Raw genomic sequence first — 26,110 nt, forward strand, 5'->3', positions numbered from 1 at the left:
CTGGACCCGGCCGACATGGGAGCCGCCCGCTACACCCGGCACAGCTTCGCGCGGTCCTTCCTCAGAACCGCGGCCGCCGAGAACTGGCGGGTCGAACGCGAGCGGTGGGACGTCGACGCCGACGGCCGCGGCGAGGTCGTCTACCGCGTCGGGATCGGCGCGCGGGAGGTGAGATTCGTCGTGTTCTCGACGACCCTCGCCGAGCGCGACCGAACTGACCGCGTCATCGCCAAGGCCTGGGACGTCACCGCAGCCCTGATCGAGGGGCCGCTCACCGAGAGTCGTTCGAGCGCACTGCGAATGCAGGTGCCGCGTCAGGAAGAAGGCCGGGCGGACGACGGCACCCTCATCTGGACCCGGGCGAATCGCAGCGCACGGTTCTTCGACTACGTCGCCGATCGCCTGTCCGCGGGCGGTCAACCGGACATAAAGACGATGGGCGACGCCGCCTACATCCTGCGGAGCACCGCGTTCTACAGCAACGGGAAGTTCGGGCTGGCAGATTTCGATCGGCTCGGTGCCGACCATCCCCTGCGACTGCCGTACCGGGCACACATGCTGACCGCCTGGTTGCTGCGTGAGTTCAGCTACGACCTGGTCGAGCACTGTGCCCGGGCCCGGAACCCGCGGGCGGCGCGGCTGTCCGGAGACTGGCGACGCTACCTCGGGCTCGGCAATGCGACCGGTCTCGGCATGGTGCCGTACGTCGTCAATCATCCGCAGGTGCTCGACGCCTGGTGCGCCACCCGCGAACTGCCTCTCGCGCATGCGCTGGCGCAGACGACCGCACCCGGCGGCCCGCGCATCCACCGCGCCCGTGACCTGCTCGACCGTGCCACGCTCTACTTCGGCGAGCGAGCAGACATGTCGACCGCGCCCTTTGTCACCTGCGGCGAGCTTGCCTCCCAACTCGCCGTGCTCCGGGACCTGCTGTCCGAGTACATCGGGTCGGGGACCGTCGGCGGGACGCCGACCGACCACGCCTGGCGGGCGCTGCACGACCGGGCCGCGTCGATCGGCGCGGAGGCCCGCGGAGTGATGGACTCCGTGATCGTCGAGGTCCATCCGGAACTCGACACCGAGGTCGATGAATTGCTGTGCTGCGATCAGCGGCTGGCCGTCGAACCGGCGCAGACCTGCGCCGAACTCCGCGCCGTCCTCCGGGACCGTTACGCGTGGGTGCAGCGGTTCGACTTCGACGATCCCGACGAGCAGGCCCATTTCTGGTTCTCGTCCGAGAACAACGAGGAGCCGCGCCGGGGACGCCGCGGTGTCGATCCGGGCGAGCACGTCGAGCATCCGATCGATGTCGCCCGATCCGTGACCGCCCTGGAACGCGATCTGGCGTCCGCCCGCGACGAGACCACGGTCGCCGCGTTTCTCGTCGAACATCCGCGGCACCGCGGCATCGTCGCCCGCGTGCAGACGCTCACCGGCGTCCCGTACGCGGAGGCCCACGACAACCTGCTCGCCCGGAACTTCCTGCCCCTGAATCTGCAGCGCTTCCAGCTGGCGATGTACGGGATGGACAACTACATGCCGCAATCGACCGACTGGCTCCGGGTGACCCTCTACTCGGGAGCCCCACGGGCCGAAGACGTCGCCGCCGGGGTGGACGACGACTGGATCTTCACCCGCAAGCCGCGAAAGGACGCCTAGTGCACACGCTCACACACTCCGACCTGCTGGTGGTGGACGGACTCCAGTTGACCTCCTCTCGGCAGTGAACGACCGAGATTCCCCTCGGAACTCACGTCCCGAGATTCCTGTTTCACCGACAGTCGCCGCCCCACACGTTATGTGCGAGGCGGTCTCACACCATCTCCGCAGGCTGCCACCGCCAGTCCGACGGCCAAAATATTCCTCGCCGCATTCACATCCCGATCATGGACGACGCCGCACCGGCACGCCCACACCCGCACATCCAGCGGCATCGCCGACGCGATCACCCCGCACACCGAGCAGGTCTTCGACGACGGACAGAACCGATCGACCGCCACCACCCGCCGCCCGTACCACTCGGCCTGGTACTCGAGCATCGACCGGAACTCCGACCACCCCGCATCCGAGATCGCCCGCGACAACGACCGAATCTTCACCATGTTCCGCACACTCAGATCCTCGATGGCGATCACTTGATTTTCGCGCACCAGCCGAGTGGAAAGTTTGTGCAGATAATCGCGACGCCGATCAGCGATCCGACCATGAATCTTCGCGACCTTCAGTCGGGCCTTGGCCCGATTACGCGATCCCTTCTCCTTCTTGGCCAGTGCCCGCTGCGCCTTCACCAACCGCGCACGGTCCGCGCGCTCGTGGCGCGGGTTGGTGATCTTCTCCCCCGTCGAGAGCGTGTAGAGGCTCGTGATCCCGGCATCGAGCCCGACCACCCGATCGACCGGCTCGAGTTCGCTGATGGTGTCCTCGACGAGAATCGAGATGTGGTACTGACCACGAGCATTGCGCGACACCGTCACCTGCGACGGTGTCACCCCCTGCGGTAGCGGCCTCGACCACCGAATATCCAGCGGTTCGGACTGCTTGGCCAACCGGACCTGCCCACCCCGGTAGGTGAAGCAGTTCGAGAAGTAGGTCGCCGAATCCTTCGACTGGCCCTTCTTCTTGAATTGCGGGTAGCGGGTCTGCTTGCGCCAGAACTTCTCGAACGCGCCCTGCAGTTGCCGCAGCGATTCCTGCAGCGGCCCCTTCGACGGCTCCGACAACCACGCGGTCTCGGTGTCGCGTTTCCATCCGGTGAGCATCTTCGAGGTGTCCGCGTAGGTGACCCGCCGTTGCTCCTGCGACCAGGCCCGCGTCCGCTCGGCCAGTGCCCGGTTGTAGACATACCGGGTGCACCCGAACGTCCGAGCAAGCTGTTCCGCCTGCACTGCAGTCGGATAGAAGCGGTATTTGAACGCCCGCTTCACCACCTTCCCCGCCATGACCCAGACACTAGCCACACGGTCCGACAAAGTCGGATCGGCTACCCCGGCCCTGAAGGACCGGGTTTGCGCCGAAAGACTCACGGATCAACAACTGGGACCGGAAAGTCCTCGAAGAACTGCGCGCCGGTGGGGTCACCGGCGTGAATGCCACCTGCGCGGTGTGGGACGGTCCGGCCGACACGCTCGGCGCCGTCGCACAGTGGTATCAGCTCGCCGCCGACAACGACGACATCGTCACCCTCGCGGAAATCTCCGACGACATTCGCAACGCGAAGCGGGACAACCGGATCGCCGTGCTGCTCGGGTTCCAGAATTCGTCGCCGTTCGGGGACGACTATCGCATGGTGGAGATCTTCCACCGGCTGGGGGTGCGCGTCGCGCAGCTCACCTACAACATTCAGAACCTGGCGGGCGGCGCCTGCTACGACGAGCACGATTCTGGACTCACCGCGTTCGGGCGCATCATGATTGCGGAGATGAATCGGGTCGGCATGCTCGTCGACCTCTCCCACGTCGGGAACCGCACCTGCCTGGACGCGATCGACGCCTCGCGCACGCCCGTCGCGATCACGCATTCGAACCCGACCTGGTTCGTCGACAGTCCCCGCAACAAACCGGACGAGGTCATCGACGCGCTGGCCGCGCGCGGCGGTGTGATCGGCTGCTGCCTCTACCCGAACGTCCTGGGTGGGGAAGCGACGTCCAGCGCGGATTTCGCGGTCATGGTCGCGCGGCTCGTCGACCAGATCGGTCCCGACCACGTCGCGATCGGTAGTGACTGCACCCGCAACTGGTCGGAGGACTACGTCGCGTGGTTGCGGAACGGTCGCTGGCGACCGCCCAGCCAGAATCCGGTCGAGCCCGAGTGGCCGATGTGGCCGAACTGGTTCTCGGGTCCGGCGGACTTTCCGGTTCTCACCGAGTGCCTGCAGAAGGTCGGCCTCGACGACGCGACCATCGCGAAGATCCTCGGCGAGAACTGGTTGCGGATCTTCGACGACGTCTTCCCCGGACTGCCCGAATCACAGGAACGCCGATGACCGACATGCTCACCCACACCCTCGAAGACGTCACCGCTCTCCCGCCGGGAAACCGAATCAGGCTGGCGGTACGGGAGGTTCGCGAGACGGCGTTCCGCGCCCTTTACGCCGCGGGCGTAAGCGCAGGCGAAGCCGGTGGCGCGGCCGACGTCGTGACGGCGATGCAACTTCACGCCCGCAACGGCATCGACACACTCCTGACGACGATCGCCGAACTCGAGTCACCGGCCGGGGCCGCTGACGTCACGCTGACGAGAGGTCCGGAAGTCGACATCGTCGCCCGGTCACCGCGGAGTGCACTGCTCACGGGTCCGCCGGCGGTCGATCTGGCGCTGTCGCAGTCTCGTCCGGTTCTCCTGCCCCGGATCGTCGATCACGAGGCCGTCGCCTGGTACGCCCTGCACGCCGTCTCCCGGTCCGGTGCCACGTTGCGCCTGATCACGCTCGACGACGGTGGGCACCCGGCCGGCGCGACCGTCGTGACGGAGGCGGGCGACATGTACCGCGACGCCGCCGCCGCGGCGCTCACCACCGGCGTACCGGCCATCGCGGGAACGCTCCTCCAGACCGCACCGCCCGCTGCACACCTGTCCCGTCCCGTCCACACCGCCGCCGAACGGGAGACGCGTTACCGCCACGCCGTCTCCTACGGCGTGTTCGTCGACGCCGCGACGTGGTCGCGCGCCTACGAACTCGGCAGGCGATTCCTCGTCCCGGAGGCACATTCGTGACCGATCAGCGTGAACTCGTCCCACATCCCGCGGGCACCGAGCGACCGTACGCGCGGGCGGCGGTGTTCGCCGGCACCATCTGGGCCTGCGGGCAGATCCCCACCACCGCGGACGGACGGACCCCGACCGCGATCGGCGACCAGGTCCGGGTCGCGCTCGACAATCTGGAGGCCACCCTCCACACTGCGGGCGGTGGCCTGCACACCCTTCTGAAGGCCACGGTGTACCTGGCCGACCTGTCGGAGTTCGACGAATACAACACCGCGTACCTGGCCCGGCTGGACGGCATTCCCCTGCCGCCGCGGACGACTGTCGAGGTTGCTCGGTTCCGCGGCGACAAGCGAATCGAGATCGACGGGATCGCGGCCGTCGACCCGGCGAATTGATAAGCACAGAGCATGAATTGGTAGGAGATTGGTAATTCCGCGCCGCGAATTCTCTTCCTACTGTGGCAGCAACCACATCACGTGGGGACACACCCTCAAGCCCACACCCCCGATGGGATTCCTCAGATGAACCTCGACACCACCGTCTCCGCCCGATCGGGCGTCACACTGGACAGCGCCAGACTCAACGGCTTTCACGCCAAGCTCGCCCTCTTCTCCTCGGGCGGCCCCTTCCTCGACGGCTACATCCTCAGCATCATCGGCATCGCGATGGTGCAGATCCAGGCACAGTGGGACATGAGCGCACTGTGGGCCGGCCTCATCGGATCCTCCGCGCTCATCGGGGTGTTCCTCGGTGGGGCCGTGTTCGGTGCGGTGACCGATCGGATCGGCCGGAAGTTGATGTACACCATCGACCTGATCGTGATCATCGTCTGCTCGGTACTGCAGTTCTTCGCCGCGGACGAGATGCAGTTGTTCATACTGCGCTTGATCATCGGCATCGCGGTCGGCGCCGACTATCCGATCGCCACCGCGCTGGTGACGGAATTCGCGCCGAAGGCGTGGCGCGCCAAACTCGTCGGCGGCCTCAACGCCATGTGGTTCGTCGGTGCAACGGCAGCCGCGTTCGTCGGATACCTGCTGCTCAGCAACCCCGACGGATGGAAGTGGATGCTGCTCTCCTCCGCGGTTCCCGCCACCCTGATCGTCGTCGCACGCACGAGCATCCCCGAGTCTCCCCGGTGGCTGCTGAGCAAGGGGCGGTCCGACGAGGCACTCACCGTGCTGCGAAAGACGATCGGGACGGATGCCACGCTGGACGACCTGCCCGACGAGGAGGGAAGCACGTCCATCCGCGGATTGATGCGCGGCGTATACCTGAAGCGCGTCGTGTTCATCTCGATCTTCTGGACGTGCACGATCGTGACGCTGTTCGCCATCTACGCTTTCGGCCCGCAGATCCTCGAACTCTTCAACCTCGGTTCCGGAAATCTCGCCCACATCGGATACGGCCTCATCAACCTGTTCTTCCTGATCGGCAATGTCGTCGCACTGCTCCTCGTCGATCGACTGGGGCGACGGCCGATCCTGATCTGGGGTTTCGTGCTCTCCGGTCTCGGACTGCTGTTCCTCGCGATCAAGCCGGACGCGGGCCTGTGGGTGATCGCATTCGCGTTCGCGATCTATGCGCTCTTCAACGGCGGACCCTCCATCCTCGAATGGATCTACCCCAACGAACTGTTCCCCACCGAGGTGCGGGCCACCGCCGTCGGCCTGTGCACGGGAATCAGCCGGATCGGTGCGGCGATCGGCACGTTCGCCACCCCGTGGGCGCTGTCCAACCTCGGACTCTCCGCAACGATGTACATCGCCGCGGGCATCGCCGGAGTGGGCGCACTCGTCAGCTTCCTCATGGCCCCGGAGACTCGGGGAACGGACCTGAGCGACGCGGCGTCACTGCGCTGAGTTCTCCCCGAACACGCCGCTGCTGCCGGGCGCCAGTCCCCGGCGGCAGCGGCGCTTCCATGTTCCCGCTCACACCGGCCGCGCGGTGTTTTCCGCACCACATGTCTGCCGCGCCACATGTCCGCTGCACGCCAACGTATTTCACGATGACCGTCACATCGCCGACCGTGCGAGGAAACCGCTTCGCAACACTGCGGGACGACAGTGGGTGCATGAACGATCCCGTGAGAGAACCCGGAGTTCACGTCAACGCGTGCGAGGCGTGCGGCCGGCTTCCGCATCCCCGCCGCGTTCGTCTGGCGCTGGCGAAGCTGTGCGCCATATTTCCCGTCGAGCTGTTGCTCCATGCCTTGGTCATTCATTTCCACGTCTCCTATCTGATCACCGTCGCGGTTCTCACCGTCACCACCACCGTGTTGGTCATCTGGGTGGTCGAGCCGTCGGCGATGCGGCTCCTCGGCGGGTGGCTGCACGGTCCCGCGGACGGTAAGCACGGCCACCTCGCGACCGGACAGTCGCTCTGGCGCATCCGTGTCCGGGTGAGCGATCGCCCGGGGCAGCTGGAATCGCTGGCCCGCAACCTCGCGGAGCTGGACGCCAACATCCTGACCGTGCACGTCCATCACCTGGACGGCGGTTCACTCGACGAATTGATCGTCGGAGCGTGCCGGGACACGTCGCCCGAGGCGCTGTCGAATGCCGTTCGCGCAGGCGGCGGTCACGATGTCGGCATCTGGCCGGCATCGGCGCTCGCCCTGATCGACGGCCAGACCAAGGCGTTGACGTTGGCGTCGCGGGTGGTGGCCGATCCGTCCGAACTTCCCCTGTCGATCGCGGAACTCCTCGGGGCCCAATACGTCGATACGCGCGTGAGCGACGTTCCCACCACGGCAGCGAGTGTCGAGATCCCGTCGGGTGATGAGCTGCTCATCTTCGTGCGGTCGGCGGACGAGCCGTTCACGCCGGCCGAGATCGCCCGGGCCCGGCGCCTCGGCGAGCTGGCGCAGAAGACACGGGAGATGGCGGTGTAACGCCCGCAAGGACGGTCATTCGCACACAATTGCACCCCAACACGAGCCGACTTCCGTGACAGATCGTCAATGTGTTTGACATACTTGAACTAATGACTACCCGGACAATGTTTCACGGCTCTCACAAGGATGCGATCTCGATGCGAGATAACCAGTCCGCAGCCTCCGCCTTGCAACTCTACTGCGCCTTTCGACACCAGCATCCGCGCAGCGTGATGCCCTCCGACTACGTCACCGACTGCGGTTTCCGACTCGGACGTTGGCAGGATCGCCAGCGCGTGGCCCGCATGCTGGGCACCCTGCCGCCCCAACGCATCCAGCAACTCGACGCGATCGGCTTCCTGTGGAGCGATGACGCCGTCCCGCTCCCGGCCGTGTCACCGGCCGACAGCAAGCGGCGACGAATGCTCACCGCCATCGCCGCCTACCGCGAAGAGCACGGCAACGCACTCGTTCCTGCGAACTACGTCACCGCCGACGGAGAACAGGTGGGCCAGTGGCTCTATCGAGCGGTGAAGAAGTGGCGGGCCGACGCGCTGCCGGACGAAGAGCGTCGCCCGCTCGTCGTGCTCGGTGTCTCCCCCGGTCCGCGCCCACGAGGGCCGCGGACCTCGGCTTCGCACGTCGGATAGGCATTCCGCCGTTCGAAATGGACGGAGGACCCCCGGGACAGTCACGGACCAGTCATGCTGTTTCCGTCGAATGGCAGGTTCACCCTTGGGTACTTGCAGTACTTGTCTCACGGTTCCGAACCCGTTCAGGTGGCGGGCTTCTCCCGATCGCGGCGTCGGCGCAGGGTGAGTTGCAACTCGAGGAGCAGGCGATCGGAGGCGTCCTGGAGATCCACCCCGACGATTTCCTCGACGCGGCGGATCCGGTACCGCAGGGTGTTCGGATGCACCTGCACGGCCGCCGCGGCGCTGCGGACGTCGCCGTAATGCGCGAGGTAGCTTTCAGCACTCTCGCTCAGGTTCGACGCGTGTGTGGTGTCGTACTCGAACAGAGCATCCAATCGTGGATCGTGAAGTTCGGGGTGCTGATCGACGAGGTCCAGGATCTCGCCGAGCAGCACCGCGGTGCGCGATTCGGCGAGGGTGGTCACCCGCCCCTCCGGGAAGGTGGCGGCGGTGCCGTCGAGGACCCGGTCGACCTCGGTCCGCGCGCCGGCGACGTGCCCGAGATCCATGACCGGGACGGCGATCGCCGCCCGGAGGACGATCGACCGTTTCGTTTCGAACTGGTCGACGAGTTGCCGGGTCCAAGCGGCGACGGTGTTCGCCGATTTGTAGCGCGGCAACAGCACATACGCGCGGTCGCCGATGATGGTGGCCACCGAGTCGCGGCTGAAGGAACTGGCGTGCAGGCGCAGCATGCTGCCCGATTCCGCGAAGTCGCCGATCGGCGCTGCCGTGTCCGTGGCGGTCGGAGCGAACCCGACGACGGCGGCCGGGCCGGTCACCGGCAGATTCAGGGCACTGGCCACCGACGGGACGTCCACCCCTCCCCCGCGCGCACCGAACAGCCGTTGGATCAGCAACGCCTCCGTGGACGGGGCGTTGAGGGTGCGTGAGATGATCCGTGCGGCAATCGCCGACGCGCCCCGCAGCACGTCGGCCGCGTCCGGCGTCAGTGGTGCGTCGCCCTGCTGCACCCAGATCGAGCCGAGCAGCCGGGACACACTCGCCCCTTCGGTGGTTTCCCGGATGCTGACCACCAGCCGCCGCTTGGTACCGAGCTTCGGGTGTGCCGGGACGTCGATGACCTCGTCGCTCTTGCGAAGCCGGTCGAACACGCCCCATTTCCGCAGCACGCGCAGATAGTCCCGCGGTCCCTCGCGGCCGAGGATCGACAGCATCCGCAGCTCGTCCGCCGACTCGTCGGACGACGAATACGCCAGCACGCGCGACTGCGCGTCCTCGATCGACACCATCCCGCCGGAGTTCTGGGCCACGATCTGGGCGAGTCCGAACAGGTCGGTGTCGGTGGCCAGCAGTTCCTGGTCTCCCAGACCGGTCTGCAGCCGACGGGAACGGTCCAGCATGCGCTGCACCAGGGGAAACACATGGTCCCACCGGGCCCTCGGGTGCACGGCCACCAGCGCGACACCGGCGCGGCGAGCCGCGGCCTGAAGTGCGCGCGGGTCGACTGCCGTTTTCGACATCACTGCGCGCGGTCGCTGTCCCGGTGGCCGCTGCGCAACGCGATCGAACCAGCGCACCGCCTCGGCCTTGCCGACCCCGACGTGCAACAGCAGGTCCGGCAGCGGAGATTGCGATTCGATCTCGGCGGCCAGATCGGTGCCGTCGACCAGGGCGACCGATTCGAGGACGACGTCGTCACCGGCGGGAGCCTCGACCAGTTCGACGACCGCGGTGTCGAGAGCACTGAGAAGCTCACGCAGAGTGATGATCTCGACCTCGTCCGGTGCCTTCTCCGGGATCGGAGATACGGGTCGATCGCGGCGGCTCATGGTGATGTCTCCAGTTCGGAAATCGAAAAGCAGCTTGGCCAAGCGTACAACTCAGTGAACCATAATTTGTTCGGCTGACTCATCAACCAGCGGCTTTTCCGGTGTTCACTGTGACTAGTTCGTTGCGGCGGTCCACTCGCCGCCACATCTCGTAGGAGGTTTCATGGACGCCGTCACCACCACCCCGCAGCCGGTCAACGAGCCGGTCGGCAGTTTCACGCCGGGCAGCCCCGAGCGGGCGCGGCTGCAGGCCAAGCTCGCCGAACTCGGATCGAACCCCACCGAGATCCACCACGTGATCGGCGGGCAGCACCGACGCGGCAACGGCCCGACGATCGACGTGGTGCAGCCGCACCGGCACGCCGCGGTGCTGGGCACCTTCACCAACGCCGGCGCCCGGGACATCCAGGACGCCGTCACCGCCGCCACCGCCGCCGCCCCGGCCTGGCGAGCCCTCTCCTTCGAGGACCGCGCCGCGGTGTTCCTCCGCGCCGCCGACCTGCTGTCCGGTCCCTGGCGCGAAACACTCTCCGCCGCAACCATGCTCGGCCAATCCAAGACCGCGTACCAGGCCGAGATCGACACCCCGTGCGAGCTGATCGACTTCTGGCGGTTCAACGTCCACTTCGCCCGGCAGATCCTCGCCGACCAACCCATCTCCTCCCCCGGCGTGTGGAACAAGGTCGAATACCGCCCCCTCGAGGGCTTCGTCTACGCCATCACCCCGTTCAACTTCACCGCCATCGCCGGCAACCTGCCCACCGCCCCCGCCCTGATGGGCAACACCGTGATCTGGAAGCCCTCCGAGACCCAGGCCGTGGCCGCGTACTGGACGATGAAACTCCTCGAGGCCGCCGGCCTGCCGCCCGGCGTGATCAACCTCGTCAACGGCCCCGGCGCCGCCGTCTCCGACGTCGTTTTGGCCGACCGTCGCCTGGCCGGGATCCACTTCACCGGCTCCACCGCCACGTTCCAGCACCTGTGGCGTCAGGTCGGCACCAACATCGCCCACTACGACTCCTACCCGCGCCTGGTCGGCGAAACCGGCGGCAAGGATTTCGTCCTCGCCCACAGCTCCGCCGACCCGGACACCCTCACCACCGCCCTGATCCGCGGCGCCTTCGACTACCAGGGGCAGAAGTGCTCCGCCGCCTCCCGCGCGTTCGTCCCGAAATCGGTGTGGGCGAAAATGGGCAACGACTTCATCGACAAGGCGTCGACGCTGACATACGGCGACGTCACCGACTTCTCGAACTTCGGCGGCGCCGTCATCGACAAGCGGGCCTTCGACCGCAACGCCGACGCCCTCACCCGCGCCAAGGCCACCCCCAGCCTGACCATCGCCGCAGGCGGCCACGCCGACGACTCCGTCGGCTACTTCGTCGACCCCACCGTGCTGCTCGGTGACGACCCCACCGACGACGCGTTCCGCACCGAATACTTCGGGCCGATCCTGGCGGTACACGTCTACGACGACTCGGCCGCCGGATCCTTCGACACCGTGCTCGACCTGGTCGACAAGGGCTCGAAGTATGCGCTGACCGGCTCGATCATCGCCGACGACCGCACCGCCGTCGCGAAAGCCACCGAGGACCTGCGATTCGCGGCCGGCAACTTCTACATCAACGACAAGCCCACCGGCGCCGTCGTCGGACAGCAACCCTTCGGAGGAGCCCGGGCGTCGGGCACCAACGACAAGGCCGGCTCCCCGCAGAACCTGCTGCGCTGGGCCTCCGCCCGCACCATCAAGGAAACGTTCGTCCCCGCCACCGACCACCACTACCCCCACCAGGACATCTGATGGCCGCCTCCGATCTGCTCCGTCCGGCGCTGCTCGCCGCCGCCCGCTCCCCCCGCATGGAACGCACCATCACCAAGATCCCGGTGACCCGCAACCTCGTCGACCGGTTCGTCGCCGGCGAAACCGAGGACCAGGCCGTCACCGCGTCCACGGGCATCCTCGATTCCGGCCGCTACATCACCATCGACTACCTCGGCGAAGACACCACCGACCTCGCCCAGGCGAACAGCACCGTCTCGCACTACCTCACGCTGCTGTCCTCGCTGGCGCAATTCGCACCCGCCGGTGCGCACACCGGTGAGCCACGCAACATCGAGGTCTCCCTGAAGCTGTCGGCACTCGGTCAGTTCCTGCCCCGGGACGGGCACAAGGTGGCGCTCGAGAACGCACACAAGATCTGCGCCGCCGCCGAGGAAGCCGGGGCATGGGTCACCGTCGACGCCGAGGACCACACCACCACCGACTCGACCCTGTCCATCGTGCGCGAGCTGCGGCAGGACTTCCCGTCGCTGGGCACCGTACTGCAGGCCTACCTCAAGCGCACCGAGGCCGACTGCAAGGATCTTTCCGGCCCCGGATCCCGGATCCGGCTGTGCAAGGGCGCCTACAAAGAACCGGCCTCGGTCGCGTACCAGGGCAAGGCCGCCGTCGACGACGCCTACCTGCGGTGCCTGCAGATCCTGATGAACGGCCGTGGCTACCCGATGGTCGCCTCGCACGACCCCGCCATGATCAACGCCGCACTGCAGTACGCAGAGGCGAACGGCCGCGACGTCGACGAATTCGAACTCCAGATGCTCTACGGCATCCGGGACGCCGAACAACTGCGGCTCATCGGTGAGCAGCAGCACCTGCGGGTCTACCTCCCCTACGGCGAGCAGTGGTACGGCTACTTCATGCGCCGCCTCGCCGAACGCCCCGCCAACCTGGCGTTCTTCCTGCGCTCGCTGGCCTCGACGAAGTAGGCCGAGACCACACCAGTAAATTAGGTTAGGTTTACTTCGTGATAACGTTCACGCGCTTCCTCGCGTGCACGTGCTGATCGCTCTTTTCGTTCGACAGCCGGGATCGACGCCCGAGTGGGGCGCTGATCCTGGACGAACAGAAAGCATGACGAGCGTGAGAACATCCGTGGGCCGAATCGGCCTCGTGGCCATCACTGCAGTACTGGCGAGCACCCTGGCCGCCTGTGGGCAATCCGAAACCGTCGACGACTCCGGCGCCGCGTCGACCGGCGAGGGCAGCACGAGCTACCCCCTCGTCCTCGACAACTGCGGACAGCAGGTCACCGTCGACGCCGCGCCGCAGCGGGTGGTGTCACTGGACCAGGGTTCGACCGAAATCCTGCTGTCGCTCGGCCTCGCCGACCGGCTGGTGGGCACGGCGTCATGGACGGACCCGATCCGCGAGAACCTCGCGGTGGCCAACGCGTCGGTGCCGCGGCTCGCGGACAACGCCCCGACGTACGAGGTGGTCCTGGACGCCGATCCCGACTTCGTGACGGCGTCGTTCGGCCGGCATTTCAAGCAGGGTGGCGTGGCGGAGCGCGCCCGGTTCGCCGAGACCGGAGTCGAGTCGTACCTGTCTCCCACCGACTGCGACAACGGGGTCAGCATCAACGGCGGCGGCAAGCGCACGAACCCGCTGACCATGGAAGCGCTGTACCAGGAAATCGGTGAGCTCGCCGCGGTGTTCGACGTGACCGAGCGCGGCACACAGCTGATCGACGAATTGAAAGAACGAGAAACCGCCGCACTGGCGTCCATCGAGAAGTCGACTGCGTCGACGGCATTCTGGTTCGCCGACACCAAGAGTCCGTACGTGGCCGGCGGTCTGGGGTCCGCGAGCCTCCTCGCCCGCTCCGTCGGTGCCACCAACGTGTTCTCCGATCTCACCGACGACTGGTCGCCCGTGGGCTGGGAGATCGTGGTGGAACGGAACCCGGACGTCCTGATCCTCGGCGACCTGCTCCGCAACCGCTTCCCCGGCGACCTGCTGGCGGACAAGATCGCGTTCCTCGAATCCGATCCGGTGACGCAGAACCTCGACGCGGTGCGCAACAAGCGGTACATCGCCCTGCACGGCGCCGAGATGAACCCGTCCATCCGCGCGGTCGACGGCCTCGAGAAGGTCGCTGCCGGCCTGCGCGATCAGAAGGTCCCGTCCTGACCGCCACCCTCGACCACGCCGACACCGGTGTCCCCGCACCGGTTCGGCGGCGGTGGGTGTTCGGGACCCTGATCGCGGCCGGCGGGATCGTCGCGCTCGGACTGTCGATTCTCGTCGCAGTCACGCTCGGACCGGCGGACGTCTCACTGGTCAACGTCCGCGACGTGCTGCTCAATCACACCGGGCTGGCGGATATTCCGGTGCGGCTGTCGAAGAACGCGATCGTGTGGGAGGAGCGCCTGCCCCGGGCACTGGTCGCCGCCGCGTGCGGCGCCGGACTCGGACTCTGCGGCGTCATCATGCAGTCACTGCTGCGCAATCCCCTCGCCGATCCATTCGTGCTGGGGATCTCGTCGGGTGCGTCGACCGGCGCGGTGGTGGTGGGTGTGCTCGGGGTCGGTGGCGCCGCGCTCGGACTGTCCGGAGGCGCATTCATCGGCGCACTGGTCGCGTTCGGGCTCGTGTTGCTGCTCGCCCACATCTCCGGCGGCAACAACGACCGTGTCATCCTCGCGGGCGTCGCGAGCACCCAATTGTTCTCGGCGCTCACGTCGTTCGTCATCTTCGCGTTCGCCGATTCCGACGAGACCCGCGGCGTGATGTTCTGGCTACTCGGCTCCCTCGAGGGCGTCCGCTGGGACGACGTGACCCTGTGCGCGATCGTCGTGTTCGCCGGCACCGCCCTGTGCCTGCGCTACGCGTACGTCCTCGACGCCTTCTCCTTCGGCGACGAGGTGGCAGCGTCGCTCGGCATCGCCGTCGGCAAGGTCCGCCTCCTGCTGCTGGTCGTCACGGCGATCATCACCGCGACCCTCGTCAGCGTCGCCGGCGCGATCGGCTTCGTCGGACTCGTACTCCCCCACGCCGCACGATTCCTCGTGGGCCCCACACACAGTCGGCTGATCCCGGCGACCGCGGTGATGGGCGCCGTCTTCATGGTGTGGGTGGACGCCGTCTCCCGGGTCGCGTTCGCACCCACACCGCTGCCGGTGGGTGTCGGCACCGCCCTCGTCGGCGTTCCCGCGTTCATCCTCATCCTGTCCCGGCGAAGGAGAGCCCAGTGACACTCCACGCAAACGGCGTCACCTGGAATCGTGGGGGCGCACTGGTCGTCGACGGTGTCACCGTCACACCGGCACAGGGTGCGACGGTGGGTCTGCTCGGACCCAACGGATCCGGCAAGTCCTCGCTCCTGCGCCTGCTGAACGGCGTCGTCCGCCCCACCTCGGGTGTCGTGACCCTCGACGGCAACGACCTCACCACCGTGCGTCGCAAGGACATTGCGCGCGCCGTCGCCGTCGTGAGCCAGCACGCCGACACCGACGTCGACATCAGCGTGCGCGACGTGGTGCGACTCGGACGCATCCCGCACCGCGGAACGTTCGGCGGCAACCCGGCCGCCGACGAGGCCGCCGTCGCCGCCGCTCTCGAGCACACCGGCCTCGCAGCGAAGGCGGATCGCCTCTGGCACAGACTGTCCGGCGGCGAGAAGCAACGAGTGCAGATCGCCCGTGCCCTAGCGCAACAACCGCGCGAGCTGCTCCTCGACGAGCCGACCAATCACCTCGACATCCATCACCAGCTGGAGTTGCTCTCGCTCGTCACGCGGCTGCCGGTCACGAGCGTGATCGCCCTGCACGACCTCAATCTCGCCGCCATGTTCTGCGACACCGTCATCGTGCTGAAGGAGGGTCGCGTCGTCGCCGGCGGAACCCCCGCCGACGTGCTGACGTCGGACCTGATCGCCCAGATGTACAACGTCCGGGCCGAGGTACTCGTCGACGAGCCCAAGGGGCGGTTGTCCATCCTGTTCGAGCCGGGTCCGGTTCCCGTTCCCGTCCACTGAGGAACGACAACTCGTGACGGAGACGGACACCCGCCGGCGCTTCGTGGGTCGATGGTCGCTGCTGAGCAGTCTGGCCGCGGCGACCCCGGAGGTCCGGCTGCTCGTCCTCACCCAACTCGCGTTCAACGTCGGCTTCTTCATGGTGCTGCCCTACCTGTCGGTGTACCTGTTCGAGGATCTCGGTCTGCGGGCGGCGTTCGTCGGCGCCGTGCTCGGTCTCCGCACCTTCTCGCAGCAGGGGCTGTTCTTCGTCGGCGGTTCGCTCGCCGACCGCTGGGGCGTCAAACCGGTGGTCCTCACCGGTTGTGTCTGCCGCATCCTCGGTTTCGCCGGGTTGGCACTGTTCACGTCCGTGCCCGGGATCGTGGTCGCGACCGTCCTGACCGGGTTCGCGGGCGCGCTGTTCTCGCCCGCTGTCGAATCGGCGCTCGCCACGGCCGCCGGCGGAACCGAGGACGGGGGACGGTCCCGGGTGGACGCGTTCGCACTGTTCAACGTGTGCGGGCAGATCGGGTCGTTCGCCGGGCCGCTCGTCGGATCGGTCCTGCTGCTCGCCGACTTCTCGGCCGCGTGCCTCTCCGCAGCCGGGGTATTCGTCGCAATCATGCTCGCGCACCTGCGGTGGCTGCCGTCCGGGCCCGGCGTCCACGCCACCGACAGTTGGCGCGACGGCTGGCGGGAAGTACTCGGAAACAGGCCGTTCCTCCTCTTCGCCGCGGCGATGAGCACGCAGTTGGTCGCGTACAACCAGCTGTACCTGCTACTGCCGCTGGAGGTGGAGCGGGCCTGGGGCTCGCAATCCCCGCTCGGCTGGTTCTTCGCCCTGTCCTCGGTATTCGTCGTCGCCGCCCAACTCCCCATCACGAAACGGGCGCACACCCACGCCGCGCTTCCCCTCGGCCTCGCCGTCATGGCCGTCGGTTTCGCCGTCATGGCCGTCGCCGTCCCCGCGCAACCCCGCGGGATACCCGGACTGATTCCACCCGCCGCGTTCGTACTCCTGCTCGCACTCGGCCAGATGATCGCCATGCCCGTCGCACGAGATGCGATTGCCCGCATGGCCTCCGGCCGCCGGCTCGGAACGTACTACGGCGTGTTCGCCTCCATCGGTGGAGCCGCCGTCCTGCTGGGATCCGTCGCCGTCGGCGCCCTGATCGACGCCGTGCCGTCCACCGGGTGGCCCCTCGCCGCACCGTGGTGCGCTGTCGGAGCACTCCTCACCGGCAGCGCACTGACCGTTCGTGTCGTGTTTCCTGCTCGCCGACGGGACGAGGCCACCGACTGAATCCGGCGCCGATGTCGTCGGGAGCGGTGTCCTCGCCGAGTCGGGGGTCGGCGTCGAACCTCATCGCTTGTCCGGCGATGTCGTAGGTGGGCCAGCCGGGATCCCCGTGCGCTGCGAAGTCGAGCCAGGTTCGGTGCATCGCACGGGTGAGGGCGTCCGGAGCGTCGTCGCCGACGAGGCCGCGGCATGTCTGTGTGGTGTCGAAGACGAAGGGAACGTCGAGGCCGTGTGCTGCGCCGTGCAGTGGTGATCGCCATGCGAATTCGTAGACGTAAGCGGGGCCGGGGTGACGGTGCGCGGTGCGGCGGCTCGGCGACCGGAACATCAGGTCCGTGTAGGCGGCGGTGAGTGCCTGCGCGGGGGTCACGGCCGGGTCGTGGAGACGGTGTCGTTCCAGGAGCGCTTCGGCCTCGGGGTAGGTGGCGGCCAGTTCGGCGACCGCGTCGTCCGCGTCGAAGGCGGCGAACCCGTCGGCACCGAAACCGAGGTTGGCTTCCTCGAGTGTCGTGCCGATCAACAGCTCGCCGCCGCGCGCGTGGGTGCTCGGGACCCCGACCGGGTCGGGGAGGACGTCGTCCCCCGTGGTGGGGAGGAACAGTGCGCGTCCGTGGCCCGGGTCGAAACCGTTGTCGTCGCGCAGGTCTGGGCGGGGTGCGGTTCTGAGCAGGGCGCCCTGCGCGCGCAGCAGGTCGGGGGCAGAGCATGCTCGGAATGCGTCTGCGGTCGGGGAGGTTCCGAGCCGGGCGGCGACTGCCTTCGTCAGTTCTTCGGTGAGCGCGAGCGGGCGGGCCATCTCGTCGTGTCCGCTCTGGACGATCGCACGCCGGAACAGTCCGGTGGCCGGCGGGGAGTGCAGCAGGAACGCGACCGAGGTGCCGCCGGCCGATTCGCCGAAGACGGTGACGTTGTCCGGGTTCCCGCCGAACCCGGCGATGTTGTCGCGAACCCAGTGCAGTGCGGCGATCTGGTCGCGCAGTCCGATGTTCGTGATCTCACCGGGCAGCGCGAGGAAGCCCTCCGCGCCGAGTCGGTAGTTGACGGTGACCAGGACGACGCCGTCGCGCGCGAACGCGGTGCCGTCGAACGCCGGTGCGGCACCCGAACCGATCATGAACCCGCCGCCGTGGAGGTAGACCATCACCGGGAGCCCGCTCGTGCCGGGGTCGGGTGTCCAGACGTTGAGATTGAGGTAGTTGCCGTCTCCGGTTACCCATCCGGGCCCGACCAGCGGCGCCAGACACGCCTGAGTGGGATGCAACTGCGGCTGGGGTGCGGTCGCGCCGTAGCCGGTGGCGTCCCTGGTCCCTGCCCATCGTTCGGCCGGGGCCGGCGGTGCGAATCGGCGTTCGCCCGCCGGGGCTGCCGCGTAGGGGATTCCCAGGAAGCGGGCGACCCCGTCGGTGTGGTCACCGGAGAGTCGCCCCGCCTCTGTATTCACGGTACGGACGGTCATCAGCGACGTCCCCTTTCGTGTGGCCAGGCCGAGGGGGTCGTCCGAATCGGTTCCCCTCGCCCCAGCCTGCCACGGGGCTTCGATGCCGGCCGAAATGCGTCAGGCCTCGAGGCCTGATCCACCGTGGCAGTCCGAGATGGTCGGCGGCGCGGACAGGAACGGCCGCAGCTCGAGCCATTCGTGGATCGGCTTCCCGCCCGCACCCGGCGCCGCCGACAGCTCGCCGGCCAGTTCGAGCGCGCGCTCGTGGGTCTCGACGTCGATCACCATCCAGCCCGCGATCAGGTCCTTCGTCTCCGCGAACGGGCCGTCGGTGACCGGCGGCCGTCCCTCACCGTCGTAGCGGACGAACGTCCCCTCCGGAGCAAGCGCCTGACCGTCGACGAACTCCCCGGTCCCCTCCAGCTTGGTCGCGAAATCCTGCATGTACTGCACGTGCGCCGAGATCTCCTCCGGCGTCCACTCCGCCATCGGCACGTCGTTGACCGCCGCCGGCGCGCCGCGGTAGTGCTTGAGCAGAAGGTACTTGGCCATCATGTTCTCCTCGGTACGGGTGCGACCCATTCTGGCCGCATTCACCACAGGGACGGAGCCGATCACCGGTTCTCGACATCGTCTCCGGGACTATTTTCGATCGAGGCGATCGAGCCAGTTGCCGAGCAGCGGGGCGAGCAGTTCGGGCCGCTCGTGCACGAGCGCATGACCGGCGTCCTCGATGACAGCCAGGGCGGCGTGCGGATAGCGCTCGAGCAATTCACACGCGTCGGCGTACCCGGCGACCGAATCGCGCCTGCCGGCCACGATCACCGTCGGCCCCGGGAACACACTCGACCCGACGTCGACCGCCCACCCGGCAAAGATACGTCCGAGCGCCTCCTCGTCGACGAGCGTCGAACCCGGCACCACATGGTCGCGGTAGCGGCGAGCGGTGGCCCGGGTGTGAACGACGAAGTACTCGTCGAACCCCGCCCACTGCGCACGGTCGAGTTCGTCGTAGGCATCGGCGTCCCGACGAACCACAGTGTGGTCGGGTACGTTCCGCGACCGCTCGCCGACCGGACACAACAACGCCAGACCGAGCACCACGTCTGGCCTCTGCGCGGCCACACCGCGAGCCAGATAGGCGCCGTACGAATGCCCCACCAGCGTCACCGGGCCCGCCCCGAGGCCGTCGATGAAGTCGCCGAGCAGCGTCACCACATCGTCGTTGCAGGTCAGCCCGTCTGCTGTCGACAGGCCCATCCCCGGCAGGTCCGGGTAGATCCGCCGGTACCCCGTGCCCGGGACGACGGCCTCGATCGCCGCCTCGATCTCACGATGATCCACGCCGGCGCCGTGCAGGGCGACAATCGGCACACCACCGCCGTGCTCGACCCAATGGACCACGGCTTCGTCGATCCGGCGCTCCATGGCAACACCCTAACGATCCATGGCGTCCTCACCGATCCGCGCCGCCCACACGGGTCGCGCGGGAACCGCGGGGTGGAGAGATCCGCTAGCCGGTGACCGGTACCCGGGCGCCGAGGGTGGTGGCGGCGCGACGGACTTCGGGGATCAGGTGCGCGATCTGGGCGTCGTCGAGGGCGTCGGTGGGTCCGGTGACGCCGAGGACGGCGACGAGGGTGCCGTCGGCGGCCCGGACGGGAGCGGTGACGGAAACGATGCCGAAGAGGCGTTCGCTGACCGAGACCGCGAAGCCGTCGCTGCGGATCTTGTCGAGCTGGGCGGGCAGTTCGTCCTTCCGCAGTGTGCCGCCGCCGGCGAGGGGGACGTCGCCGATGCCGGCGAGGATCGTCTCGAGTTCCTCGGCGCCGAGGTGGGCGAGGATGGTCTTGCCGGCGCCGCCGAGGTACAGCGGGAGGCGCTCGCCGACGGGAAGTATGTAGCTGAGCGGGTGTTCGCTTTCGACTCGGGCGATCAGGACTCGCGAGTTTTCGACCCGCACGTACATCGACGCGGTGAAACCGGTGTTGGCGGCGAGTTGTTGCAGCGTGGGCTGGGCGAGGACGCTGAGCGGGTTGGTGACCATGAATGCGTGGGCGACCGCCAGCGCGGCGGGGCCTGCGGTGTAGGTGTCGCCGATCCGGGCCGCGTAGCCGCGGTCGAGGAGCACCCCGAGGATGCGCTGGACGGTGGCGACGTGCAGAGAGGCATGCCGGGCGACCTCACTCAATCGCAGTGGCTGCTTGGCGTCCTGCAGGACGCCGAGGACGTCGAACGCGCGGTCCAGGGAGCGCATGTTGTTGGTCGGCACCGCCATTTGTCCTCCTCGATGGACCCACTTTCGATCGAACTTATCATTGTGCGAGAACGGTCAGCGGATGGCGGTCGCGTTGCACGGTGAACCCACGCCACCGACGAAGTTGAGCGGTTTCACGGTGACGAGGGCGTCCCAGGTACCGGTGCGGCGGCTGTCCTCGACGAGGGCCGTGAGGTTCCACAGTTCGCCGAGTGGGACGCCGAGTTTGCCGATCAGTTCCTGGTGCATCATGCCGGCGTCCTCGGGAGCGGACTCGGCGAAGGGGCTGCCTGGGACGACGGGCAGGACCTCGACGGCAAAGGTGTCGGTGCCGAACAGGGCGATCTTGTCGTCCCACAACCATCGTGCGAGTTCGCGGCTCTGTGCGAATCCGGTGGAGCGGCGGCCGGCGCGGACCTCGTTGCGCTGGTCGTCGGTGGCGGTCAGGTACCAGTGCGCCCAGCCGGTGTGGACGAGGATCAGATCTCCGTCCTGGATCCGGGTGTTCTGACGGTCGAGGGCGGCGTCGAGGTCGGCGGCCTGGACCGCCGGTCCGCGAACGTGATCGAGTGGGGTGCCCCGGTCCGCGAACAGCCCCTCGAGGTCGAGGAGCAGTCCGCGGCCGACGATCGGGTTCTGTGACCAGGCCTGTATTCCGAGAGCGGGGGCGTTCTCGGTGACCTGGCCGTCGGGGGTGCCGTCGTAGAAGCCGTGTCCGGACACCCGTCGGTGGCGCAGCCCGTCGAGGTGACTACTGGCCTGCAGGTAGAAGCCGTCGAGGAGGTCGTCGCGGGATTCGGCGTGCGCGGAGACGATGGTGTGCTTCGGCGCCGTGCGCGACCGCGCCATCGGCGGATCGAACGCGCCGAGCGGATGGTCGAGGGCGAACACGGCTCCGCGGCGGACGAGCTCCGCGGCGGCCCGGACCTGTTCGGGGCCGGCGAAATTCGCCGTCCCCCGGTCGGGGTCGTCGAAGACTCCCCAGCTCGACCCCGCCGGGGCGCCGTCGGTGCGGGCGCACAGGTCGGTGTAGGTGGAGTCGGGGCCGATCGTGCTCACGGGACTGGTCATCCGACGTGCTCGGCGGCGCGGGCGGGAGAGTCCTCGTTTCCGAGGGCGTCCTCCTCTCCGCCGTGGTGGAAGTACGACAGTACGAAGGCGAGTAGTCCGGCGATGCCCGCGGCGCCGTAGGCGTAGGAGGCGAGCAGTTCCTCGACGTGGGTGACGATGTGGCCGTCACCGAGGATCAGGCCGACGGTCTGGCCGAGCACGATCGCCAGTCCGCCGAGCAGGAATGCGACGACGCTGATGCGGAAGAGGGTGGAGAAGCTTTTCTGGAACATGACGTGTCCTGTCGCGAGGGTCAGACGGGGAGGAGGCCGAGGGCGATGAGCACTCCGATGCCAAGAATGGGGACGCAGTAGTACTTCAGGAGCGGCATGAAGATCTTCGACGGGTCGATCCGGGCGATGCCGGAGGCGACGTAGATCGGGGCGCCGGACGGCGGGGAGGCGCCTTCGGTGGACGCGAACACCAGGACGGCGGCCGCGGCCACGGGGGCGGCGATGCCGGTGCCGACCAGTGCGGCGACTGCGACGGGGCCGACCGAGGCCATGGTGGCGGAGGCGGTCAGCGGGATCGCGATGATGACGATGATGATGCCGACGAGGATCGCCATCAACCAGGACGGTGCGCTGAGGCTTTCGAGCATCGCGGTCAGTTGCTGAGGCAGCTTCAGCTTGGCCAGCACCGCCGAAGCGGAGAACGCGGCGACGATGGTGATGCCGATGACGCCGAACTGGGGTGCCGCGTCGCCGAGGACCTTCCACCAGCCCGTGGTGGTCTTGGGCAGGTGCCGGCGGCCGAGGAAGAGCACCAGCAGGATCATCAGGACCGGGATCCAGGTGATCAGGCTCAGGGCACTCGACATCACCAGGTCGGTGTAGTGCGCGATGGGGGCGGCGATCGGCCCGCGGGTGAGCAGCAGCGGGATCACGATCGGGACGAACAGCAACAGCGAGGTCCAGCCGACGCGCAGACTCCGCTTGACCGGGATGCGGTCCTCGGGGGCGATGGGCTGCAGGCCGTTCTTTCGCACCAGGTAGTAGCTCAGCACCAGCCGGTAGCCGAGGCACCAGAGGCCGGCGATCGCGAGCGGGACGATGATGTCGTCGGCGGCCATCATGCCGGTGACGGTGCTCGACCCGACCAGGATGAACATGGTCGCACTGAACGGGAAGGTCACACCCATGCCGGCGCAGCCGGCGACGACGGTGGCGGACAGTTCACCGCTGACGCCGGAGCGTTTCATCCACGGCACGGTGACCGAGCCGACCGCTGCGGTGACCGAGGCCCCGACGTGGGCGATGGCACCGAACATGCCGCCCGCGACAGTGGAGGTGTAGATCGGGCCGCCGCGCAGCCGTCCCAGGAAGGAGTTGAGGATGTCGATGAGCCGATCCAGCACCGGCGTCTTCGCGAGGATGAAACTCATGAAGATGAACGCCAAACCGGCGAACGTCACTTCCTCCTGCATCGAATCGACGAAGCCGTCCCACATGTATTTCGGGGCGTCGCGACCGGCGAACGCACCGACGACGACGAACCCGACGATCATCGCCTCGCCGATGTTGCGTTTGAGGACCGCATTCCAGAAGACGATGGAGGCGATGAACGCCAGCAACGCCCAGATGGCGATCATGATGCGACCTTGCGCGCGGCGATGATCGCGGCGCGGCGCTGCGCCTCGTCGGCTTCGACCGCGCGGCCACCGGCGAGGCTGGTGAACGCCTCGGCGGCCGGGACGATGATGACGCCGTCGTCGTCGGCGACGACCAGATCGCCGGGGGCGCAGACGACACCGCCGACCGCGACCGGGACGTCGATCTTGCCGGGGCCGTCCTTGTAGGGGCCTGCCGGGTTGACCGCGCGGGCCCAGACGCCGAACCCGATTTCCTGCAGGACGTCGATGTCGCGGGCGGCGCCGTCGATGATCATGCCGACGCAGCCGCGGGAGCGGGCGCGTTCGGCGATCAGTTCACCCATCAGGGCCCGATTCTGGTCGCCCTGTCCGTTGATGACGATCACCTCACCCGGCTGCACCTTCGCCAGCGCCTCGTGCAGCGCCTTGTTGTCACCGGCGCGGGTCCACACCGTGCGGGCGCGACCGACGATACGTGCACCCTTCCACATTGCGTGGATACCCGAATCGACCATTCCCATGCGCTGGCGGGCGTCGCCGATGTTGGCGACCGGGAGCCCGGCGTAGGAGTCGAGCAGTTCGTCGGCGGCGCGGCCGTTCGCATCGGCGAGCGTGCGGTGGGCCTGTGCCGTTGCGGATGTGAGGACCGGGCGGACGCCGAGCGTGTCGAGGAGTTCGACCGAGGCGGTCGCCTCCACCGAGCGTCGTGCGGCGTGCTTGCGGGTGCCGTCCCGCAACCGGTCCAGGGCCGCGAAGCTGCCGGACAGCTCGCCGGCGATCTGGGCACGCACCCACTGCTCGGCGTCGGCGGCGATCCCGGCATCGACCGATTCGACGATCAACGCGCCGAGGCCCTTCATGAAGGTGCTGCGCAGCAGCTTGCGGTTCGAGGCGTCCCCGGGGGCGCTGCCGATGTCCTCGACCGAGGCGCCGAGTTCCTCGAAATATGCTGTTGCCGATGCTGATCCGTCGCCGCTGATCACGAGCGCGGTGCGCGCCCCGTTGGCGGGAACCGAGCCGACGACTGCGACGTCGGCGAACGAGGCACCGGCTGCGGTGACCACGTGGGCGACCTGCGCCTTGATCTCGGCCGCAGCGGCATTCATGTCCGCAAAGCAGACGCCGTCCGACAGATGGGGGGCAGCGTCGGTGGCGGCCCGCACGGCCACCTTCGCACTGGTCAGGCTGAGCACCAGATCCGCGCCCCGGACAGCGTCGGCGACGGCGTCGAAGCGCAGCACCCCCGCCGGGGTGGCGGTGTCTGCGGGGTCGAAGCCGGTCACCTCCCAGCCCTTCGCGAGGAATCCCGACGAGTAGAGACTTCCGGCTTCACCGAGCCCGAGAACAGCGACCTTCATAATTTCCTCTCATACTGTGATAACGTCTATCACGTGATGGAGTAATCGTGGTCACAGAGGGCGGTGGTTGTCAAGGCGCCACAGCTCCCGAGAAGTCGGATGGAACAAGGCGCGGGCACCACAGGCCACGCGCCATTTCGGCATGTCAGCGATTGCGGGGAGACGGTCGTGAGACCCGACGGGCGGCCGGAAAATGGTTGGCGGGCACGAAGCCCGCACTGCTAACGTTCGGAGGACCGTGACTTCGAGCGAGGAGGTGAGACCCATGAACGCAGTACGCAGGTGGGTGCTCCCCCTCTTCACGGCCGGGCGATCGACGTAGATGTCGCCGGGAGCGCCTCGACAACAAGGCAATCCCGAAAGGCAACACCATGCACTTCACCTCTGAGACATCGTCGAACGGTGTCATCGAACGCAACTTCACCCTGGGCGAGATCACCGGCGTGCTCTGGTCACCCGCATCCGGAACGGTCGGCGCACCGCTGCTGCTGTCGGGGCACAGCGGCGGCATGCACAAGAAGGCGCCCGGACTGGTGGCCGGCGCACTCCACTGCGTGAGCACCTACGGGTACACCGTCGCCGCCATCGACGCGCCCGGACACGGTGACCGGCCGCGGAGCCCTCAGGATCAGCGGTGGGGCGACGCGATCCATCAGGCCCGGGCGGCGGGCGAGCCGATCGCCCCGATCGTCATCGACTACAACACCTCGCTCGCGGAGCGTGCGGTGCCGGAATGGCAGGAAACCCTCGACGCACTGCAGGCGCTGCCCGAGATCGGCTCCGGAGCGCCCGTCGGCTACGGCGGCATGACGTTGGGTGTCGTGACCGGGCTGATGTTGGCGACGGTCGAACCCCGGATCGCTGCCCTGAGCATCGGTGCGGTCTTCGTGGACGACGCTCTGATCGAGACGGCACGAACGATCACCGTCCCGGTCGAGTACCGGATTCCGTGGGACGACGAATACATTGACCGCCGAGCCGGTCTCGCGTTGTTCGACGCCTTCGGCTCGAGGGAGAAGACACTGCACGCCCACCCGGGCGGGTACAACCAGGTGCCCGAGTACGAGCGTGACAGCTCGGCCCGGTTCTTCGCCCGCCACCTCCGCCGGGCCGGCATGGCACCGGCCTGACGTGACCGGTATCGGCGGCCGGACACCCAGCTCGGCCGCCGATATCGATGTCGCCCTTCCG

At 67.9% G+C, this 26,110-nt stretch carries 24 protein-coding genes; 14 read left to right on the top strand and 10 right to left on the bottom strand.

Features of this window, described 5'->3' with window-relative positions; all coding sequences use genetic code 11:
- Positions 1 to 15 precede the first annotated feature (15 nt).
- Entirely contained in the window at positions 16 to 1,659 is a 1,644-nt protein-coding gene (locus BLV94_RS22090; protein WP_143051410.1) for a hypothetical protein, read from the top strand.
- A gap of 137 nt (positions 1,660 to 1,796) precedes the next feature.
- Here BLV94_RS22090 and BLV94_RS22095 read toward each other — a convergent pair whose 3' ends face one another.
- Positions 1,797 to 2,939, bottom strand: coding sequence for an RNA-guided endonuclease InsQ/TnpB family protein (locus BLV94_RS22095; protein WP_072939031.1), 1,143 nt, complete (start codon positions 2,937 to 2,939; stop codon positions 1,797 to 1,799).
- Between the two features lie 86 nt (positions 2,940 to 3,025).
- Here BLV94_RS22095 and BLV94_RS22100 point away from each other — a divergent pair, with 86 nt between their 5' ends.
- The 6 genes from BLV94_RS22100 (at position 3,026) to BLV94_RS22125 (ending at position 8,229) form a co-directional block, all read left to right on the top strand.
- Positions 3,026 to 3,982, top strand: coding sequence for a membrane dipeptidase (locus BLV94_RS22100; protein WP_072939033.1), 957 nt, complete (start codon positions 3,026 to 3,028; stop codon positions 3,980 to 3,982).
- Complete coding sequence (locus BLV94_RS22105) at positions 3,979 to 4,713, top strand: hypothetical protein (protein ID WP_072939035.1); 735 nt, start codon at positions 3,979 to 3,981, stop codon at positions 4,711 to 4,713. The genes BLV94_RS22100 and BLV94_RS22105 overlap by 4 nt, the downstream gene beginning before the upstream one ends.
- On the top strand, positions 4,710 to 5,099 hold the full coding sequence (locus BLV94_RS22110; protein WP_072939038.1) for a RidA family protein: 390 nt from the start codon (positions 4,710 to 4,712) through the stop codon (positions 5,097 to 5,099). The genes BLV94_RS22105 and BLV94_RS22110 overlap by 4 nt, the downstream gene beginning before the upstream one ends.
- A 126-nt stretch (positions 5,100 to 5,225) precedes the next feature.
- The gene (locus BLV94_RS22115) at positions 5,226 to 6,566 is read left to right on the top strand and encodes an MFS transporter (RefSeq protein ID WP_072939040.1); all 1,341 of its coding nucleotides are present in this window, start codon (positions 5,226 to 5,228) and stop codon (positions 6,564 to 6,566) included.
- A gap of 212 nt (positions 6,567 to 6,778) precedes the next feature.
- Complete coding sequence (locus BLV94_RS22120) at positions 6,779 to 7,597, top strand: ACT domain-containing protein (RefSeq protein ID WP_072939536.1); 819 nt, start codon at positions 6,779 to 6,781, stop codon at positions 7,595 to 7,597.
- 140 nt (positions 7,598 to 7,737) lie between these two features.
- Positions 7,738 to 8,229 carry a helicase associated domain-containing protein gene (locus BLV94_RS22125; protein WP_072939043.1) on the top strand — a complete coding sequence of 164 codons (492 nt, stop codon included), beginning with the start codon at positions 7,738 to 7,740 and terminating at the stop codon, positions 8,227 to 8,229.
- Between the two features lie 125 nt (positions 8,230 to 8,354).
- Here the strand turns inward: BLV94_RS22125 and BLV94_RS22130 are convergent, their stop codons facing one another.
- A complete protein-coding gene (locus BLV94_RS22130; protein WP_072939046.1) occupies positions 8,355 to 10,067 on the bottom strand; it encodes a PucR family transcriptional regulator in 1,713 nt (570 codons plus the stop codon).
- Positions 10,068 to 10,230: 163 nt separating this feature from the next.
- Here BLV94_RS22130 and pruA point away from each other — a divergent pair, with 163 nt between their 5' ends.
- From pruA to BLV94_RS22160, 6 genes are all read left to right on the top strand, one after another.
- The gene (pruA, locus tag BLV94_RS22135) at positions 10,231 to 11,868 is read left to right on the top strand and encodes an L-glutamate gamma-semialdehyde dehydrogenase (protein WP_072939049.1); all 1,638 of its coding nucleotides are present in this window, start codon (positions 10,231 to 10,233) and stop codon (positions 11,866 to 11,868) included.
- Complete coding sequence (locus BLV94_RS22140; RefSeq protein WP_072939052.1) at positions 11,868 to 12,833, top strand: proline dehydrogenase family protein; 966 nt, start codon at positions 11,868 to 11,870, stop codon at positions 12,831 to 12,833. The genes pruA and BLV94_RS22140 overlap by 1 nt, the downstream gene beginning before the upstream one ends.
- A gap of 145 nt (positions 12,834 to 12,978) precedes the next feature.
- The gene (locus BLV94_RS22145) at positions 12,979 to 14,037 is read left to right on the top strand and encodes an ABC transporter substrate-binding protein (RefSeq protein ID WP_072939054.1); all 1,059 of its coding nucleotides are present in this window, start codon (positions 12,979 to 12,981) and stop codon (positions 14,035 to 14,037) included.
- Positions 14,038 to 14,093: 56 nt separating this feature from the next.
- Positions 14,094 to 15,101 carry a FecCD family ABC transporter permease gene (locus BLV94_RS22150; RefSeq protein ID WP_083395637.1) on the top strand — a complete coding sequence of 336 codons (1,008 nt, stop codon included), beginning with the start codon at positions 14,094 to 14,096 and terminating at the stop codon, positions 15,099 to 15,101.
- The gene (locus BLV94_RS22155) at positions 15,098 to 15,883 is read left to right on the top strand and encodes an ABC transporter ATP-binding protein (protein ID WP_072939056.1); all 786 of its coding nucleotides are present in this window, start codon (positions 15,098 to 15,100) and stop codon (positions 15,881 to 15,883) included. The genes BLV94_RS22150 and BLV94_RS22155 overlap by 4 nt, the downstream gene beginning before the upstream one ends.
- 13 nt (positions 15,884 to 15,896) lie before the next feature.
- Positions 15,897 to 17,168, top strand: coding sequence for an MDR family MFS transporter (locus BLV94_RS22160; RefSeq protein ID WP_244163644.1), 1,272 nt, complete (start codon positions 15,897 to 15,899; stop codon positions 17,166 to 17,168).
- On the opposite strand, the gene BLV94_RS22165 is transcribed toward BLV94_RS22160, so the two are convergent.
- The 8 genes from BLV94_RS22165 to BLV94_RS22200 all read right to left on the bottom strand — a co-directional run bounded on the left by BLV94_RS22165 (position 17,101) and on the right by BLV94_RS22200 (position 24,919).
- The gene (locus tag BLV94_RS22165) at positions 17,101 to 18,606 is read right to left on the bottom strand and encodes a carboxylesterase/lipase family protein (protein WP_244163645.1); all 1,506 of its coding nucleotides are present in this window, start codon (positions 18,604 to 18,606) and stop codon (positions 17,101 to 17,103) included. The genes BLV94_RS22160 and BLV94_RS22165 overlap by 68 nt on opposite strands.
- Positions 18,607 to 18,720: 114 nt before the next feature.
- Complete coding sequence (locus BLV94_RS22170; protein WP_072939544.1) at positions 18,721 to 19,155, bottom strand: YciI family protein; 435 nt, start codon at positions 19,153 to 19,155, stop codon at positions 18,721 to 18,723.
- Between the two features lie 90 nt (positions 19,156 to 19,245).
- Entirely contained in the window at positions 19,246 to 20,031 is a 786-nt protein-coding gene (locus BLV94_RS22175; RefSeq protein WP_072939059.1) for an alpha/beta fold hydrolase, read from the bottom strand.
- 85 nt (positions 20,032 to 20,116) lie between these two features.
- Positions 20,117 to 20,881: an IclR family transcriptional regulator gene (locus BLV94_RS22180; protein ID WP_072939061.1), complete on the bottom strand. Its 765-nt coding sequence runs from the start codon at positions 20,879 to 20,881 to the stop codon at positions 20,117 to 20,119.
- Positions 20,882 to 20,935: 54 nt separating this feature from the next.
- Entirely contained in the window at positions 20,936 to 21,931 is a 996-nt protein-coding gene (locus BLV94_RS22185) for a cyclase family protein (RefSeq protein WP_072939064.1), read from the bottom strand.
- On the bottom strand, positions 21,928 to 22,203 hold the full coding sequence (locus BLV94_RS22190) for a hypothetical protein (protein WP_072939067.1): 276 nt from the start codon (positions 22,201 to 22,203) through the stop codon (positions 21,928 to 21,930). The genes BLV94_RS22185 and BLV94_RS22190 overlap by 4 nt, the downstream gene beginning before the upstream one ends.
- A 20-nt stretch (positions 22,204 to 22,223) precedes the next feature.
- A complete protein-coding gene (locus BLV94_RS22195) occupies positions 22,224 to 23,561 on the bottom strand; it encodes a TRAP transporter large permease subunit (RefSeq protein ID WP_072939070.1) in 1,338 nt (445 codons plus the stop codon).
- Positions 23,558 to 24,919, bottom strand: a complete 1,362-nt coding sequence (locus tag BLV94_RS22200; RefSeq protein ID WP_072939073.1) for an RraA family protein — start codon at positions 24,917 to 24,919, stop codon at positions 23,558 to 23,560. Before BLV94_RS22200 ends, BLV94_RS22195 begins: the two co-directional genes overlap by 4 nt.
- A 371-nt stretch (positions 24,920 to 25,290) precedes the next feature.
- On the opposite strand from BLV94_RS22200, the gene BLV94_RS22205 reads away from it, so the two are divergent.
- Positions 25,291 to 26,049: an alpha/beta hydrolase family protein gene (locus BLV94_RS22205; protein WP_072939076.1), complete on the top strand. Its 759-nt coding sequence runs from the start codon at positions 25,291 to 25,293 to the stop codon at positions 26,047 to 26,049.
- Positions 26,050 to 26,110 lie beyond the last annotated feature (61 nt).

The organism is Rhodococcus koreensis (assembly GCF_900105905.1).
Lineage (GTDB): Bacteria > Actinomycetota > Actinomycetes > Mycobacteriales > Mycobacteriaceae > Rhodococcus_F > Rhodococcus_F koreensis.

Coding starts and splice junctions, on each gene's coding strand:
- BLV94_RS22105 (WP_072939035.1), top strand. CDS start 3,979: ATGACCGACATGCTCACCCACACCCTCGAAGACGTCACCGCTCTCCCG.
- BLV94_RS22125 (WP_072939043.1), top strand. CDS start 7,738: ATGCGAGATAACCAGTCCGCAGCCTCCGCCTTGCAACTCTACTGCGCC.
- BLV94_RS22095 (WP_072939031.1), bottom strand. CDS start 2,939: ATGGCGGGGAAGGTGGTGAAGCGGGCGTTCAAATACCGCTTCTATCCG.
- BLV94_RS22140 (WP_072939052.1), top strand. CDS start 11,868: ATGGCCGCCTCCGATCTGCTCCGTCCGGCGCTGCTCGCCGCCGCCCGC.
- BLV94_RS22115 (WP_072939040.1), top strand. CDS start 5,226: ATGAACCTCGACACCACCGTCTCCGCCCGATCGGGCGTCACACTGGAC.
- pruA (WP_072939049.1), top strand. CDS start 10,231: ATGGACGCCGTCACCACCACCCCGCAGCCGGTCAACGAGCCGGTCGGC.
- BLV94_RS22195 (WP_072939070.1), bottom strand. CDS start 23,561: ATGATCGCCATCTGGGCGTTGCTGGCGTTCATCGCCTCCATCGTCTTC.
- BLV94_RS22180 (WP_072939061.1), bottom strand. CDS start 20,881: ATGGCGGTGCCGACCAACAACATGCGCTCCCTGGACCGCGCGTTCGAC.
- BLV94_RS22090 (WP_143051410.1), top strand. CDS start 16: ATGGGAGCCGCCCGCTACACCCGGCACAGCTTCGCGCGGTCCTTCCTC.
- BLV94_RS22120 (WP_072939536.1), top strand. CDS start 6,779: ATGAACGATCCCGTGAGAGAACCCGGAGTTCACGTCAACGCGTGCGAG.
- BLV94_RS22190 (WP_072939067.1), bottom strand. CDS start 22,203: ATGTTCCAGAAAAGCTTCTCCACCCTCTTCCGCATCAGCGTCGTCGCA.
- BLV94_RS22130 (WP_072939046.1), bottom strand. CDS start 10,067: ATGAGCCGCCGCGATCGACCCGTATCTCCGATCCCGGAGAAGGCACCG.
- BLV94_RS22205 (WP_072939076.1), top strand. CDS start 25,291: ATGCACTTCACCTCTGAGACATCGTCGAACGGTGTCATCGAACGCAAC.
- BLV94_RS22170 (WP_072939544.1), bottom strand. CDS start 19,155: ATGGCCAAGTACCTTCTGCTCAAGCACTACCGCGGCGCGCCGGCGGCG.
- BLV94_RS22185 (WP_072939064.1), bottom strand. CDS start 21,931: ATGACCAGTCCCGTGAGCACGATCGGCCCCGACTCCACCTACACCGAC.
- BLV94_RS22175 (WP_072939059.1), bottom strand. CDS start 20,031: ATGGAGCGCCGGATCGACGAAGCCGTGGTCCATTGGGTCGAGCACGGC.
- BLV94_RS22145 (WP_072939054.1), top strand. CDS start 12,979: ATGACGAGCGTGAGAACATCCGTGGGCCGAATCGGCCTCGTGGCCATC.
- BLV94_RS22200 (WP_072939073.1), bottom strand. CDS start 24,919: ATGAAGGTCGCTGTTCTCGGGCTCGGTGAAGCCGGAAGTCTCTACTCG.